Annotated in this window: 13 protein-coding genes; 7 read left to right on the top strand and 6 right to left on the bottom strand. The window is 67.2% G+C overall.

Going from position 1 to position 14,139, the window contains the following annotated elements:
* Window positions 1-47 precede the first annotated feature (47 nt).
* The 4 genes from BSY19_RS06680 to BSY19_RS06665 form a co-directional block, all read right to left on the bottom strand.
* A complete protein-coding gene (locus tag BSY19_RS06680; RefSeq protein WP_069053466.1) occupies window positions 48-728 on the bottom strand; it encodes a class I SAM-dependent methyltransferase in 681 nt (226 codons plus the stop codon).
* Window positions 729-772: 44 nt separating this feature from the next.
* Window positions 773-2,035, bottom strand: a complete 1,263-nt coding sequence (locus BSY19_RS06675; protein ID WP_069053465.1) for a class I SAM-dependent methyltransferase — start codon at window positions 2,033-2,035, stop codon at window positions 773-775.
* Between the two features lie 16 nt (window positions 2,036-2,051).
* Entirely contained in the window at window positions 2,052-2,942 is an 891-nt protein-coding gene (locus BSY19_RS06670; RefSeq protein ID WP_069053464.1) for a sugar nucleotide-binding protein, read from the bottom strand.
* A 166-nt stretch (window positions 2,943-3,108) separates the two neighbouring features.
* Window positions 3,109-5,067 (bottom strand): hypothetical protein, encoded by a 1,959-nt coding sequence (locus BSY19_RS06665; protein ID WP_069053463.1) that lies wholly within the window; start codon window positions 5,065-5,067, stop codon window positions 3,109-3,111.
* Between the two features lie 459 nt (window positions 5,068-5,526).
* Between BSY19_RS06665 and BSY19_RS06660 the strand changes: the two genes are divergently transcribed.
* The 4 genes from BSY19_RS06660 (at window position 5,527) to BSY19_RS06645 (ending at window position 8,548) form a co-directional block, all read left to right on the top strand.
* Window positions 5,527-6,600 carry a glycosyltransferase family 2 protein gene (locus tag BSY19_RS06660; protein ID WP_171905098.1) on the top strand — a complete coding sequence of 358 codons (1,074 nt, stop codon included), beginning with the start codon at window positions 5,527-5,529 and terminating at the stop codon, window positions 6,598-6,600.
* Between the two features lie 176 nt (window positions 6,601-6,776).
* Window positions 6,777-6,977, top strand: a complete 201-nt coding sequence (locus tag BSY19_RS06655; RefSeq protein WP_069053461.1) for a hypothetical protein — start codon at window positions 6,777-6,779, stop codon at window positions 6,975-6,977.
* 227 nt (window positions 6,978-7,204) lie between these two features.
* Complete coding sequence (locus BSY19_RS06650; protein ID WP_236840551.1) at window positions 7,205-7,840, top strand: class I SAM-dependent methyltransferase; 636 nt, start codon at window positions 7,205-7,207, stop codon at window positions 7,838-7,840.
* Between the two features lie 165 nt (window positions 7,841-8,005).
* The gene (locus tag BSY19_RS06645) at window positions 8,006-8,548 is read left to right on the top strand and encodes a D-glycero-alpha-D-manno-heptose-1,7-bisphosphate 7-phosphatase (RefSeq protein ID WP_069053459.1); all 543 of its coding nucleotides are present in this window, start codon (window positions 8,006-8,008) and stop codon (window positions 8,546-8,548) included.
* A 73-nt stretch (window positions 8,549-8,621) separates the two neighbouring features.
* Here the strand turns inward: BSY19_RS06645 and mgrA are convergent, their stop codons facing one another.
* Window positions 8,622-9,644, bottom strand: coding sequence for an L-glyceraldehyde 3-phosphate reductase (gene mgrA, locus BSY19_RS06640; protein ID WP_069053458.1), 1,023 nt, complete (start codon window positions 9,642-9,644; stop codon window positions 8,622-8,624).
* A gap of 176 nt (window positions 9,645-9,820) precedes the next feature.
* Between mgrA and BSY19_RS06635 the strand changes: the two genes are divergently transcribed.
* Entirely contained in the window at window positions 9,821-10,744 is a 924-nt protein-coding gene (locus BSY19_RS06635; RefSeq protein ID WP_069053457.1) for a sugar phosphate isomerase/epimerase family protein, read from the top strand.
* A 4-nt stretch (window positions 10,745-10,748) separates the two neighbouring features.
* Here the strand turns inward: BSY19_RS06635 and BSY19_RS06630 are convergent, their stop codons facing one another.
* A complete protein-coding gene (locus BSY19_RS06630; protein ID WP_069053456.1) occupies window positions 10,749-11,351 on the bottom strand; it encodes an HAD family hydrolase in 603 nt (200 codons plus the stop codon).
* Between the two features lie 110 nt (window positions 11,352-11,461).
* Between BSY19_RS06630 and BSY19_RS06625 the strand changes: the two genes are divergently transcribed.
* Complete coding sequence (locus tag BSY19_RS06625) at window positions 11,462-12,349, top strand: protein-methionine-sulfoxide reductase heme-binding subunit MsrQ (RefSeq protein WP_069053455.1); 888 nt, start codon at window positions 11,462-11,464, stop codon at window positions 12,347-12,349.
* A 63-nt stretch (window positions 12,350-12,412) separates the two neighbouring features.
* A complete protein-coding gene (locus BSY19_RS06620; RefSeq protein WP_083247433.1) occupies window positions 12,413-14,131 on the top strand; it encodes an MFS transporter in 1,719 nt (572 codons plus the stop codon).
* Window positions 14,132-14,139: the final 8 nt, after the last annotated feature.

Raw genomic sequence — 14,139 nt, 5'->3', positions numbered from 1 at the left:
CCCGTCCTCCCGGCGTCGTGCCACCGCTGCGACGACGCCGGCCCGGCTCAGTCGCGCCGGCCCGCGCCGATGGCGAAGACATAGTTCGCCATCTTGTGGAAGCCTGTATGGACGACCTCGTCGTTCATGCTGAAGACGAAGACGTTGTGGAAATACTCCTGCATCAGCTTCTTCAGCTCAGGCGCCGACTTGCAGTTGACGTGACCGGCCTTGGACTGCGGAGAGGCATAGGGCTGGCTCTCGAGCGAGGGCAGGCCGATGATGCCGGCGCCATCGCGGCCGAGCGGCGCAAAGGAGTTCTTCAGGAACAGCTTCTCCTGAGCCGGGTCGATGTGCTCCAGCACGTCCAGCGCGTAGACGCCGTCGAACTCGCCGGGAACCGGCCCGTCGAGCATGTCATGGACCTTGGCGTCGAACTTCCAGCGATCCACCATCCGCGCGTTGACGTCGTCGATGAAGACGGGGTCGAAATCGATGCCGGTCAGCTTTCCGACCTCGGCCTGGACGATGCGGGTGCCGAAGGCATCGCCGCAACCGACCTCGAGCACGTGCTTTCGGCCCGAGAACATCTTGGCGACGAACTTATAGCGCGCCAGCCGGAAGACGAGGTGCTTGGGGTCCTCGTGCCAGCTCTCGCTGCTGCGCAGGCCAAAGGTCTCGACGCCGCGCTTGGTCGCGGCTTCGACGATGACCTGATACTGCGGTTCCTTGGTCTTCTGCGTATCCATAGCTTGTTACCCCTTATCGCCCCGCGTCGGGAGCGCGATTGTCGTCAGATCTTGACGTCCCCGTCCTTGCCGACGACGCGCGTTTCCGGGCAGAGCACGATGAAATGCCCACCCCGCTTCAGGTATTCCTGATTGGTATCGATGATCTTCTGCGAATGGACCCAGGCCAGAATAACGGTGTAGTCGGGCTGCCGGGCCAGAAGCTCGGCCGTCGGCACGATGAAGACGCCGTCGCCGGTCTCGTATTTTCCGACCTTCTGCGGATGGTCGTCGACGATGTAGTCGAGCGCCCCGGACAGTCCGAGCTGGGTGATCAAGGTCGGCCCGCTGCGCGCCGCACCATAGCCCGCAATCGTCTTGCCCTGCGCCTTGAAGCCCTGGATGAGGGCGGCCGTCTTGCTGCGCAGGGTCGCGATCGTGCGGCCAAACTCACGCAGCGTGTCGAGTTGCGTCAGGTTGCGCTGCGCTTCGAGGGCCAGCACCTCTCCGACCGACGCCTCGACCGGACGCCCCGCGCCCTTGAGCTGGACGGTGCCGATGAGCGATCCGTGCTGGATGCGGGCGCGCTGGACCGCGATCAGCTCGAGCCCGTGCGCATCGAGGAAGCGCGTCAGCGGCGTCACCGAATGGTGGCTCATATGCTCGTGGAAGATCGTCGCGATCAACACGCCGTCGATGATGTCGAGGAGATACTGCGCCTCAAAAAAGAACAGCCCGTCGGGGGCCAGCATGATGCGAACGCAATCAGCCATCTCGCCGAGATCGTCGGCATGGGCGAACACGTTGAACGCGCAGATCACCTGAGCCGGTCCGCGCTCGGCCCGGATCTTCTCGGCCAACTCGCGTGTCATCAGCGAGCAGACGGTCTCGACGCCGGCATCGTTGGCGCGCTGCGCGGCTTCCTCCGCAGGGTCGATGCCCAACACGGCCATGCCGACCTTCTGGAAGGGCTTCAGCAGCGAACCGTCATTGCTGCCGATGTCGATCACCAGCGCGCCCTTCTCGGGCGCAGCCTTAGCGAGGATGCGGTCTGCGACCTGCTGGAAGTGCTCCGGCATGCCTTTCGCCTCACCCGAATAATAGGTGTAGGAGGCCCAGAGATCCTTGGAGTTGATCACGTCGAGTTGCTGCACATGGCCGCAATCGGCGCACATGTAGACATCGACCGGATAGCGCTTGCGCGCCTTCGCCGAGGCCGAGTCGGAGGTGTAGTTCTCCGAGAGCGGGATTGGGTCGAGATCCACGACGCGCTCGAGGTTCTTCGAGTCGCAGAGGCGGCACGAGCCGCGGTGGATGAAGTCGCTCATGGACGAAAGTCTCCGGTCAGCTGCGCAAATCCGCAACCAGATCGTCGATGAGGCGATCCAGCGGCTGCGGCTCGACACCGCTGAGTTGCGTGGTCCTGGTCATCCCCAGCCCGCTGAAACGCGGCTTGAAGGCGATGTGAATGCCCTTGGCGAGCGATGTCGTGGGCTTGATCAGCGCCTTGTCCACGCCGAGCCGGGCCGCCAGCGCATGGGCGAACGCCACATAGCTGACATTCTCCGCGCCCGAGAGATGGAGATTGCCAGACAGCCGCTTCTCACCCAGCGTCGCCAGTGCCTCGCCGACGAAATTCACCGAGATCGGCGCGAAGACGAGGTCCTCGAAAGGCTCGACCGCCTCGCCGCGCTTCCAGGCGGCGACCCAGCCGGGAACCGGGGAGACGGTCGCATTCATGATCTTGGTCAGGCGCGTGATGTTGAGCCGGTCGCGCGCACCCAGCCGGTCCGCAGCCGCCAGAACGACGGCCTCGCCATCCGATTTCTGCTGCGCATAGGCGATGCCCGGGGCGTGGGGATCGTCCTCATGCGGCCAGGGGCGCTCGCCCCCGAAGACCGAGTTGGTCGAGATGAACGTGACATGGAGCCCCTGCTCCAGCAGCGACGCGACCGTCCGCGGGATGAGATCGACATTGATGACGCGCGCCATCGGGTCGGTCTCGCAGCGGTCGTAGTTCGTCGCTGCGGCGATCAGATAGGCGTATTTCACATCCGCTGGGCTGCGGAACGCTTCAGGCGTCTCGAAATCGAGGAAAACGCGGTCGGCGTCGACTGTTTCCCGGCGGCGCGTGCTCGCCAGCGCCCTGTGTCCGCGGCGCCGCAGCGCCTCGACAACGCTGCCGCCGACGAAGCTGTCGCCACCCACCACCAGATACGCCGAACTCTCTGTCATTTCAGTCTCAACCTGGTCGGATCGGGCGCCATGCGTGGGAGGATGCGAAAACACGCCCGTTCTTCTTTTGTCAACATTGAAGTCCCGGCGGCCATGCTATCGGCCGGAGCTTCCGACGCAGCGTCATCGGTGCGCGACCGGCGATCGGGCGCCCGCATGTCCCGCTTCAAACCGACGGCCGGGCACCTTCTGCCCCGCCATCGCTGGCCCGCAGAGTCAGCAGGGCGCTGCTGCAGAACTCGGGGCAGACGCCACCGATGTCGCGGTGCCTGAAATTGTTGATCGCGGTCATCGCCGCAACGACGGGCCAGAGCCCGACCGCCGCAACCAGCACCGGAAGCCGCCAGACCGAGGAGGGCGTCAGATGGCGAAACAGCCTGCGCTCCATCAGGCGCAGCCTGCGCTTGGCTGTCCCGCCCACAAATTGCGCCTCGATATCGTAGCCGATCCAGCTCGGCGGCAGGACCTCCTCGGCATATTGGGCGAGCTCAATCGAGAAATTGCTCGGATCGACCTCGCCGTTCACATGCTCGATATAGACGGCGATGCTGCCGCCGGGAGCGACGTAGTTCGCGACGATCTGCAATGCATCCGCCGTGCTGCGGACATTCGCCCGTGTGGTGTGCAGCAGAACGTTGTCATAGCGGCCCTTGACCTCGGCGCGCGCGGCCGGATCGAGTTCACGGTACCCATCGATGAACCGCTGGATGCCCTGCTCCACCTCAAAGCCACCTTGCTCCGAGAGCGCACTCGCCAGCGTGCTGTCGGGATCACAGATCAAGAGGGTCCGCGCCGGCCTGCGCCGCCCGACCGCGTTGAGCCAGTTCAGGACGAGGCGGCAATCCAGCCAGCTGTGATGCCAGACAGCGACATTCGGCTTGGTACCGGCCACAGCTCTGACCCACGATATCAACCCGATGTACCAATGAACCATCCGTCGGCGCAGCGTCGTTCGCGGCCGAGCCGGCGGAACGGCACTGCCTGGACGGTCGCTGTTCTGGACGGCCTTTAGTTCTCTCGGGCCGGCTGCTTGATCACCATAACTATCGCCCTTGAGAGACCGCCAGGCCTGCAGCCCCATCACCCAGTAGAAGTGATCGACATGGGTGACGGCAGGCGTCATGCGCTTGTGAACATCCGCCACGAAGGCGCCCATCTTCTCGCGCGCCGCCGGCAGGTTCGCGGGAAGCTCGCCGGTCCGGAAGACAATGTCGACGCCGGCAAAGCGGCGATGCTCGCGGGTGGTCCAGACGGACAGCTCGGAGGCAATCTTGTCGGGCGTCGAAGACCAGCAATGGACGAACTGCTTTTCCTGCCAGGAGGGCTGGAGCTCCAGCATGTAGAAATCGTCCGAATCGTCCATGATCGTGAACTCGCCGGAAGGCACGAGTTCCGGGACAAAGCCGTAGTCGCAATAGGAGTTGACAGCGGGCATCGGGACCTCGGGCCGGATCGCCAGCATGAAAATCAGGTGGTAGCGGGCCAGGAGCGTGTTCCGGTCGACCTGCCAGTAGATCTGGTTATGGGTCGAGCAGGTGACGAAGTTCTGCGTCGCGGTCTTGGCGATGACCGTGGGATGGAGATGATCGAAGGTCAGCCGCACCATGTCGCGGGGCGACATCACGAGCGTTTCGGTGACCGGGTCAACAGCGTCCGCCAGCAAAGGAAGCGTGATCTCGGCCCGCGCGCGCAGCGACGGCGCCATCACGCAGCGATGGCCCTCGCGCAACTTGTCGACCATGCCCCGCAGCGAGCCGTCGGCCAGCACGAAGTCGGAGTTCATGAAAACGAACGTCGTCTCGGTCTGCGCCTCGCCGCTGTCCTGGATGCCGCGGGCGTAAGCCAGCGTCAGCGTCACCCCGTAATTCCCGGACGTGATGAGGTCGTCGATGAGCAGGTAGCGGACCGTGCAGAGCTCAGCCAGGCGGCCGAAAATCGGCATTTCGTCGAAGGTGGCGCGGCTCTCGCTGGTCGTCAGGATGAGAACCTCGAGATCGTTCTCGGCCGCCACGATAGGCAGGTTGCCGGGCGCGAGATAGGAGGGCAGCGATACCCTTGCAAATTCCTCGATGTAGCGCGCACCCCAGATGGCCGTGAGGAACTTGATCTTGATCTTGTCAGTCATCTCACAGCCTGCGTTCGAAACCCAGCAGCGGCGCTACGATCTGAGCCGGCTGCAAGCATCCCTGCCGATCTCCCGTCACGCAACGACGCTGCCCGATGGCGGTTGCATTCTTGACCGATCAACCCAACAATTCTGCGAAAGGTTCGCACGATCATCTTGGGCCAACCCGACAAATGCCATGCCCCGCCGAATATGCGCACTGGAATTCATGCCCGCCGACAGCGCGCATCTGACGGCAGGCCCTAACTCAGCGGCGACTCGGTTGCAAGCCGCAGGCCAAGCCTGAGCGCCCGGAAGACCTTGGCATCACCGCAATTGGCGTTTATGTGCACGACATCCGTCGCGCAGGCCCCTCTCGGTTGTGTGCTGCATCGTGAGCGCGGCCGTTCGATAGCGGCCAGCCGCAACCAGGCTCCTTATCACCAGGCCATTTCATCAGGCTGTCCGGCCGAGGCAGATGTGACGACACGAGATCTAAACAGCGAGGCCGAGATTCCGCGCGTTGTGCCGTCGCCGCGCCCGCTGCGCCTGAGCGCCATCATCCCCAACTACAATCACGGCGCCGTCATCGGGGAGGCGATCCGCGCACTCGCCGCACAGGTGCCCGCGCCTGACGAGATCGTCGTGGTCGATGACGCATCCCGTGACGACAGCCTCTCCGTGCTCGCTGAACTCGCGGCCGAATTCCCGACCCTTCGCGTCATCGCGTTGCCGGCCAACGGGGGGGCGATCGCGGCGCTCAATCGCGGCCTGCTGGAATCACGCGGCACCTATGTCTATTTCGGCGCCGCCGACGACGTGACGTGCCCCGGGCTTTTTGCTGCCATGTTCGGGATCCTGGCCGCCCATCCGCAGGCGGCCTTCGCCTGCTGCGAGGGCGCGGTTCAGGACCTCGACACCGGCGCGACCAGCCTCCGGCCACCCGTCCGGCCGGCTTATTCGGCCTGTTTCCTGAGCCCGGCGGCAGTGGCGGAACGCTTTCGCCGGATCGACAACTGGATCCTGACGGGGACCGCTGTCGTGCGCCGGGACCTGATGACCCAGAACGGAGGCTTCGACGGCACGTTCGGTGCCTTTGCCGATGCCTATGCGATGCGGCGGCTCGCCCTGCTCCATGGCTGCTGCTTCGCGCCCCATCTGGGCATGGTCTGGCGCATCAATTCCCAAGGCCTGTCCCGTCAGCAGGCGGGAGATCCCGTCGTCAGCCTCGCCACGCTGGAGACGGCTCTGGCTCACATGCGCGCCGACCCCGCCTTCCCGGCCTGGTACCCTGCCGTGTTTGCGCGGCGCTGGCGCTTCGGCGTGGGGCGGATCGCCGTCGCGTCAGAGCCGATGAACGCCGCGATCCTGATGCAGGTCAGCGCGCGCGGTGTCATCGGACGGACCGTGCTGCGCATCGCGACGACGATCGGCGGGCGGGCCGGTCGCCTGCTGGCGCTCGGCTGGCTGACGTTGCGGGAGCGCCCCACCTCCCTGACAGGGTTGATGAAGACATTCGTCAGCCGCCGGCGCGCCCATCGCATGATCGGGTGATGATCAGCCCCTGACCGGACTGGCCAAAGACGAGCGGCGCGCGGCCGGCCCCCTGATCCGCCCCGACGCCGCAGGGCCACGCTGAAGCAGGCCTTTCGGAACAAGCCGGCTCCCCTCGGGTTCATGGAGCGAGAGCCTCCCGGACGGGAACCCGTCGGCTCTCGGGAGCCTTGAGCATGTCCGACACCGCCGAACCCACCGACCCGCATCACGACTATCTGGCGGCGGTCCGGCGCCTGTCGGAGATGGCCGCGGCACCGCCAGGCACGGTCGACCAGCTGGAGTTCGACATGCTGCTGGCGGTCGTCGAAGCCTGGCGGCAACAGCATGCGGACGAGGCTGAGGGCACGCTGATGCCCGGCGCCTCGGACGGCTGAGTCGCAGCCGAGGACCTTGGCAGCTCACTGACCGTTCCCCGGCTGCGGCTGCCGGGCCGCTCCCCGCGGCGACATCCCAAGTCCCTCGCGACGGGCGGCAGGCCCGGGATGGGCGGCGGCCCAGGCCGCAGACGGATGACGCCGAACCGCAACGGTTCGTCTATATGCTGATCGGCAGTGACGATTCGAAATAGTGCGGAAGGCGACCGTGGATGGCGACCGGTTTGATGAAGCGGCTGGAAATGCAGCTTCGGATAGGCGCCCCACAGTGGGTGCGGACACTCTACAGGATCAGCCGCTCGTTGACGCCCGTCGCGCCGATCCATTCGCTGCCGCCGGAATTACTCGCGGACTGCCAGTTTCTTCCTTCGCGCCAGGACATTCTCAACCGGATTCCCCCCAACGGCAGGGTGGCCGAGCTGGGCGTCTACCGCGGCGACTTCAGCCGTGAAATCGTCTTCCGCAACTCGCCACGGGAACTCCATCTCATCGACATCGACGATTCTCATTTCATCACGCTGGGCCTCGAAGGCGAGACGATCTTCCGCCACAAGGGGCTGACCTACGACGTCATCGCCACGTTTCCGGATCAGTATTTCGACTGGATCTATATCGACGCCGACCATTCCTATGACGGGTGCCTCCGGGACGCCGTGGCTGCCGCGCCGAAACTCAAGCCCGGCGGCTATCTCGTCTTCAACGATTTCGCGCATATCGATCCCTGGCTCGGACGCTACGGCGTGTGCCGGGCGGTCGTCGAATTCGCCAGCACCCACAAATGGCCGGCGGCGTTCTTCTGCTACCATCCCGCAGGACTCTACGATCTGGCGCTCAAGCGCCCGACGGACGATGTCCAGCCCTAGCCCCGCGCGATCGATCCTGCGCGCCATCGCGCCGATCGCACGATCCTGACCCGGAGCGGCCGGGCTCTGCTCTCCACAGCCGACTCGCCAAATCCGCGGCCGCCGGTTATCCGCGGCTTGTCGCGGACGGGACCGCGCGGCAGCGGCGCAGTGAGGTGGGGCCAGATGACGGTGACAGTGACGAGGCCTCCGGCTGCGGACGCCATGGCCCCGATGGCGTTCTTCGATCGGGACGGGGTCCTCAACGAGGAGGTCGACTACGCCTTCCGGATCGACCAGATCGTCTGGGTGGAGGGCGCCTTCGCGGCCGTTCGCCGCCTGAACCGGCTCGGCTACCGGGTCGTGGTGGTCACCAACCAGTCAGGGGTCGGACGCGGCTACTACACCGAGGACGATGTGCGCTCGCTGCATGGGCAGATGAACCGGATCATGCTCGAGAACGGCGCCCGCATCGACGCCTTCTATTTTTCGCCGCATCATCCGGAGGCGGCGCTCGCCGCCTACCGGGCCGATCACGAGGATCGCAAGCCGCGCCCGGGCATGCTGCTCAAGGCGATGCGGGACTTCCCCACGGAGCGGGAACGGTCGTTCCTGGTCGGCGATCGCGATACCGACATTCAGGCCGCCGCGGCCGCGGGGGTGAGGGGCTTCCTGTTCGAGGGCGGCAACCTCGACGCCTTCATCGCCGGCCAGCTGGAGCGGCCCTGAAGGCGCGCGTCGGCGCTGCCGGCGGCGCGGCGGCGGCCTCGTTCTCCCCGAAGCGAGGCCGGCTCGCCCACCCTCACCGTTCCGCCGACGCCGCCCAGATGTTGACCCCGCCCTCGCCGGCGTGCCGGTCGATGAGGGCCAGTTCCTCGGCCGTGAAGTCGGGGCGTTTCAGGGCTGCGACGCAGTCCTCGACCTGCTCGGGGCGGCTCGCGCCGATCAGGGCCGAGGTCACGCGGCCGCCGCGCAGCACCCAGGCGATCGCCATCTGGGCGAGGCTCTGGCCGCGGCCGGCGGCGATCTCGTTCAGCGCCGCGATGCGCTTCAGATTGTCGTCGGAGAGGAAGCCGTCGCGGAAGGAGGGCGCCTTCCTGGCGGCGCGGCTGCCCTCGGGCACGCCACCGAGATATTTCGAGGTCAGCATGCCCTGGGCCAGGGGCGAGAACACGATCGAGCCGATGCCCTCCTGATCGAGCGTGTCGAGCAGGCCGTCCTCCTCGATCCAGCGGTTGATCATCGAATAGCTCGGCTGGTGGATCAGGCAGGGCGTGCCGAGGCTGCGCAGGATCGCGGCTGCCTCGCGCGTGCGCCGGGCGTTGTAGGAGGACAGCCCGACATAGAGCGCCTTGCCCTGGCGCACCGCCGAGTCGAGCGCGCCCATCGTCTCCTCGAGCGGCGTCTCGGGATCGAAGCGGTGCGAATAGAAGATGTCGACATAGTCGAGCTTCATCCGCTTCAGGCTCTGGTCGAGGCTGGAGAGCAGATATTTGCGGCTGCCCCATTCGCCATAGGGGCCCGGCCACATGCGGTAGCCGGCCTTGGTCGAGATCACCAGCTCGTCGCGGTGACCGGCGAAATCGCGCCGCAGGATCTCCCCGAACGCCGTCTCGGCCGAGCCCGGCGGCGGCCCGTAATTGTTGGCGAGATCGAAATGGGTGATGCCGAGATCGAAGGCGGTGCGGCAGATCCGTCGGCCGAGATCGGGCGCGGTGGTCTCGCCGAAATTGTGCCAGAGACCGAGCGACAGGGCGGGAAGCTTGAGGCCGCTCTTGCCGCAGCGGTTGTAGGTCATCTGGTCGTAGCGGGTTTCGCTGGGCATCGGCCTCTTCCCTCCCGATTCGGCATGCTGCGGGCAGGTTAGCGCGTTGCCGTGCCGGTGGCAGCCGCCATCGGCCCCCGGCCGCGTGCAGGCGGGGCTCTTGTGCGGCCGGCCCATTCATGCTGACCACGGGCGGCCCGGCCCGCGGCCGGCTTCCCTCCAGCCCGGAGCACGCCATGCCCGCCCCCGGCGTTCGCGGAATCGGCATCACGGCCGGTCAACCCGCCAGCGATCTCTCAGACCTGCCCGCGCTGCTCGACAAGGCCGAGCGGCTCGGCGTCGACACGGTCGAACTGCCGACCTGCGCGATGGACCTCATCATCGGCGGGCGAATCCGTCGGCCGCATCTCGAGCGCCTGAAGCAGGCCTGCGCCGGCCGCTCGCTCGGCTACAGCGTGCATGGTCCGCTCGCGATCAACCTCTTCGACGATCCCGTCCGGCTGCCGCGCCATTTTGACGTGCTGAGGGCCTCGCTGGAGATCGCGGGCGAGCTTGGCGCGCTCCATTACGTCATGCATTCCGGCGTCATGCCGCTGCAGCCCGACGAGGTGATCGAGGCGGCCTATGGACGCCAGCGCGAATGGCTCGCCCGCGCCGGCGACGTGGCGCGCGATTGCGGCGTGCTGCTCTGCGTCGAGACGATGTTCGACTACCAGCCCGGCCGGCTGCATGCGTCGCTGCCCTCGCGGCTGGCGCGCGAGATCGCCGCCATCGGCCATGCCCATGTCTGGGCGACGCTCGATTTCAGCCATGCCTTCCTGCGGCTGGGCTCCGTCGGCGGCGACTATCTGGCGGAGGTCGCGGCGCTGGCGCCCTTCGCCAGACATCTGCACCTGCACGATTCCTTCGGGCGGCCCGACGCCTTCGAGACGGTGTTCCCGAGCGAGAAATTCGCCTTCGGCCATGGCGACATCCACCTGCCGGTCGGCTGGGGCGCCATTCCCTGGGAGGCGGTGATGGAGCGCTGCGTCTTCCCCGACGGTGTACTGTTCAACATCGAGCTCAATCCGCGGCTCTGGTACGCCGTCGACGAGTGCCTCGCGACCACGCGGGCGCTCGCCGGACGCGCGAGGACAGCGCCGGGCAACCGCCCGGCCTGAAGCCTCAGAAGGCGACGCCGTGGCGGGACAGCTCCGCCCGCAGGTCGATCGGCTCGACGAAATGGACGCCCTTCATGCCGAGCTGGCGGGCGGTCTCGATGTTGCGGGCGCTGTCGTCGACGAAGATGCAGTCCGCGGGGGCGAGATCGTAGCGCTCCAGCAGGATGCGGTAGATCGCCGGGTCGGGCTTGATGACGCGTTCATGCGCGGAGACGACGACGCCGTCGAAGCTCTGCAGGAAGGGGAAGCGGACCAGGCACTCGGCCCATTTCTCGCGCGAGAAATTGGTGATGGCGTAGACCTTGTCGCCGCGCCCCTTCAGCTCCTCCAGCACGGACACGCTGTCCTCGATCAGGCCGGGCACGGCCTCGTGCCAGCGCTCGTCATAGGCCCGAATCTGGGCTTCCCATTCCGGATGGCTGGCGACGAGCAGGGCGACGCCCTCCTCCCAGCTGCGGCCGCGATCCTGCTCGAGATTCCAGGCGGCGGTGCAGACATTCTGCAGGAACCAGGTGCGCTTCTCGTCATCGGGAATCATCTCGCGATAGACCCGGAACGGGTCCCAGCGGATCAGGACATTGCCGACATCGAAGACGACGGTGGGCATGATGGGCTTCCATGAGCGTGTGGCGTTCACGGGCTTGTGTGCGCCTGCGTGAGACAAATGCCCGAACTCTCGCGTATCGCAAGCAGCCGCTGCACGATTTGGAGGGCACGATGACGCAATGGTTGCCATGGCTGGACCGGCAGGGGCGCCTGTCGGGCCTGCGGCTGGGCGTCTTCCTGCTGGTGCTGGTGCCGGCCGCGATCCTCGCTTTTGAGGCCTGGACAGGGCAGCTCGGCTCGAAGCCCTGGACGCGGGCGGTCCACGACACCGGCACCTGGTCGGTGCGTCTGCTGCTGGTGACGCTGGCGATCTCGCCGCTGCGGCGCATCCTCGACTGGAGCAAGCTCATCGGCGTGCGCCGGATGCTCGGGCTCTCGGTGCTGGCCTATGCGAGCGCGCATCTGGCGCTCTACTGCATCGATCTCGCCTTCGACTGGGGCCTGATCGTCTCCGAGATCGTCAAGCGCTTCTATCTGCTCGTCGGCATCACCGCGCTGGCGGGGCTCGTCGCGCTGGGGGCGACCTCGACCGACGGCATGATCCGGCGGCTGGGCACGCGGCGCTGGCAGACGCTGCACAATCTCGTCCATCCGATCATGCTGCTCGCCCTGCTGCATTTCGCCCTGCAGTCCAAGATCGACGTGACGCAGCCGGCGCTGATGATCGGGCTCTTTGCCCTGCTGATCGTCTATCGCGGACTGGACCGGCTCAAGGTGGCGCCGACGACCCCGGTTCTCGTCGCGGCCGCCCTGGCGACGGGGCTCGCGACGGCGCTGTGCGAGACCGCCTGGTATGCCTTCGCCACGGGAGCCTCGGCCTGGCTCGTCTTCCAGGCCAATGCCGATGTCGTGGTCTATCAGGATCTCGCCGCCTTGCGGCCGGGCCACTGGGTCGCGCTCGCCGGGCTGGCCGTCGCGCTCTGCGGGGCCTTCCGCCGCCGCGGCAACCGGCCGGAGCGCCGCGGCCGGGCGGGCACGCCGGCGGGCGCGGTGTCCTGACGCAAGCCGGCCCCGCGCGCAATCGCGGTTGGCAGGCCGGGGACGAGGCTCTAACCCTATGGGATGCCTGACGATACCCAAGCTCAGCCGACAGCCGACGTAGCGCGCGCCGAGCTCGCGGCCGAGGGCGTCGCCCCGGATCCGGGGCGCAATTCGCCCTTCGTGCCACTGCGCCAGCCGATCTTCCGGGCGGTGTGGTTCGCCAGCCTCGCCTCGAATTTCGGCGGGCTCGTCCAGATGGTCGGCGCCTCCTGGATGATGACGGCGATCGCCGATTCGCCGGACATGGTCGCCCTCGTGCAGGCCTCGACGACCCTGCCGGTGATGCTGTTCTCGCTCGCCGCCGGCGCGATCTCCGACAATTACGACCGCCGGCGCATCATGCTGACGGCGCAGGGCTTCATGCTCCTCGTCTCGATCCTGCTCGCGGTCTTCGCCTGGTTCGAGCTGATGACCCCCTGGCTCCTGCTCGGCTTCACCTTCCTGATCGGCTGCGGCACGGCGCTGAACAACCCGGCCTGGCAATCCTCGGTCGGGGACATGGTGCCACGCCGCGACGTGCCGGCCGCGGTGACGCTGAACAGCGTCGCCTTCAACATCGCGCGCAGCGTCGGCCCGGCCATCGGCGGCGCCATCGTCGCGGCGGCGGGCGCGGTCGCCGCCTTCGTCCTCAACGCCTTCAGCTATGTCGCGCTGATCACGGTGCTGGCGCGCTGGCGGCCCCCCAAGGTGGAGCGCGTGCTGCCGCGCGAGACCCTGCTGATCGCGATGGGGGCCGGCGTGCGCTATGTCGCGATGTCGCCCAATATCCGCAGCGTCATCCTGCGCTCCTTCGCCTTCGGCTTCGGCGGCATCGTGGCGCTCGCGCTGCTGCCGCTGATCGCGCGCGACCTGGTCAAGGGCGGCCCGATCGTGTTCGGCGTCCTGCTCGGCGCCTTCGGAGCCGGCGCGGTGGTCGGGGCCTTCCTGAGCGCGAGGCTTCGGCGGAAGCTGACCACCGAGGCACTGGTGCGGGCGACCTTCGCCGCCTACGCGGCGTCCGCTGCGCTGCTGGGCGTCAGCACGACGATGTGGCTGACCATGCCGGCGCTGGCCGTGGCAGGCGCCTGCTGGGTGATGACGCTGTCCACCTTCAACGCCACGGTCCAGCTCTCGGCGCCACGCTGGGTCGTGGGCCGCGCCCTGGCGATCTACCAGATGGCGGCCTTCGGCGGCATGGCGGCGGGCAGCTGGGTCTGGGGCCAGGCCGTGGTGCATTTCGGCGCGGAGCAGGCGCTCATCATCTCGGCCTTCGCGCTGCTGGCCGGGGCCGCGCTGGGCTTCCGCTACCAGCTTCCGCCACTCGAGGCGCTCAATCTCGATCCGCTCAGCCGCTGGCGCGAGCCGAAGGTCGCTGTCGGCATCGAGCCGCGCAGCGGGCCGGTGATCGTGACGATCGAATGGCTGATCCGCGAGGAGGACGTCGTCGAGTTCCTCAAGGCGATGGCGGAGCGGCGCCGCATCCGTCGCCGCGACGGGGCGCGGCACTGGACATTGCTGCGCGACCTGACCGATCCGGAGCTCTGGGTCGAGCGCTACGACACCCCGACCTGGGTGGAGTATGTGCGCCAGGCCCAGCGCATCACCCAGGCCGACGCCGAGATCGCCGACCGGGTGCGGGCCCTGCACAAGGGACCGAATCCGCCGGTCGTCCACCGCATGATCGAACGTGAAACGGCGACGCTGCCGCGCGGCCTGCCGCCGCAGCAGAGCCGGGATGACGGGCCGGGGCATCCAGGCTGACGCGCGCG

The organism is Bosea sp. RAC05 (assembly GCF_001713455.1).
Taxonomy (GTDB): domain Bacteria; phylum Pseudomonadota; class Alphaproteobacteria; order Rhizobiales; family Beijerinckiaceae; genus Allobosea.
Note: the sequence above shows the minus strand (reverse complement) of the source record. Positions and strands in the feature narration are given on the sequence as shown.

Bases quoted from the DNA above. Each gene is read 5' to 3' on its own strand.
- BSY19_RS06635 (WP_069053457.1), top strand. From the start codon at position 9,821: ATGCCCGCCCCCGGCGTTCGCGGAATCGGCATCACGGCCGGTCAACCC.
- BSY19_RS06620 (WP_083247433.1), top strand. From the start codon at position 12,413: ATGCCTGACGATACCCAAGCTCAGCCGACAGCCGACGTAGCGCGCGCC.
- BSY19_RS06670 (WP_069053464.1), bottom strand. From the start codon at position 2,942: ATGACAGAGAGTTCGGCGTATCTGGTGGTGGGTGGCGACAGCTTCGTC.
- BSY19_RS06655 (WP_069053461.1), top strand. From the start codon at position 6,777: ATGTCCGACACCGCCGAACCCACCGACCCGCATCACGACTATCTGGCG.
- BSY19_RS06665 (WP_069053463.1), bottom strand. From the start codon at position 5,067: ATGACTGACAAGATCAAGATCAAGTTCCTCACGGCCATCTGGGGTGCG.
- BSY19_RS06645 (WP_069053459.1), top strand. From the start codon at position 8,006: ATGACGGTGACAGTGACGAGGCCTCCGGCTGCGGACGCCATGGCCCCG.
- BSY19_RS06625 (WP_069053455.1), top strand. From the start codon at position 11,462: ATGACGCAATGGTTGCCATGGCTGGACCGGCAGGGGCGCCTGTCGGGC.
- BSY19_RS06650 (WP_236840551.1), top strand. From the start codon at position 7,205: ATGAAGCGGCTGGAAATGCAGCTTCGGATAGGCGCCCCACAGTGGGTG.
- BSY19_RS06630 (WP_069053456.1), bottom strand. From the start codon at position 11,351: ATGCCCACCGTCGTCTTCGATGTCGGCAATGTCCTGATCCGCTGGGAC.
- BSY19_RS06680 (WP_069053466.1), bottom strand. From the start codon at position 728: ATGGATACGCAGAAGACCAAGGAACCGCAGTATCAGGTCATCGTCGAA.
- mgrA (WP_069053458.1), bottom strand. From the start codon at position 9,644: ATGCCCAGCGAAACCCGCTACGACCAGATGACCTACAACCGCTGCGGC.
- BSY19_RS06675 (WP_069053465.1), bottom strand. From the start codon at position 2,035: ATGAGCGACTTCATCCACCGCGGCTCGTGCCGCCTCTGCGACTCGAAG.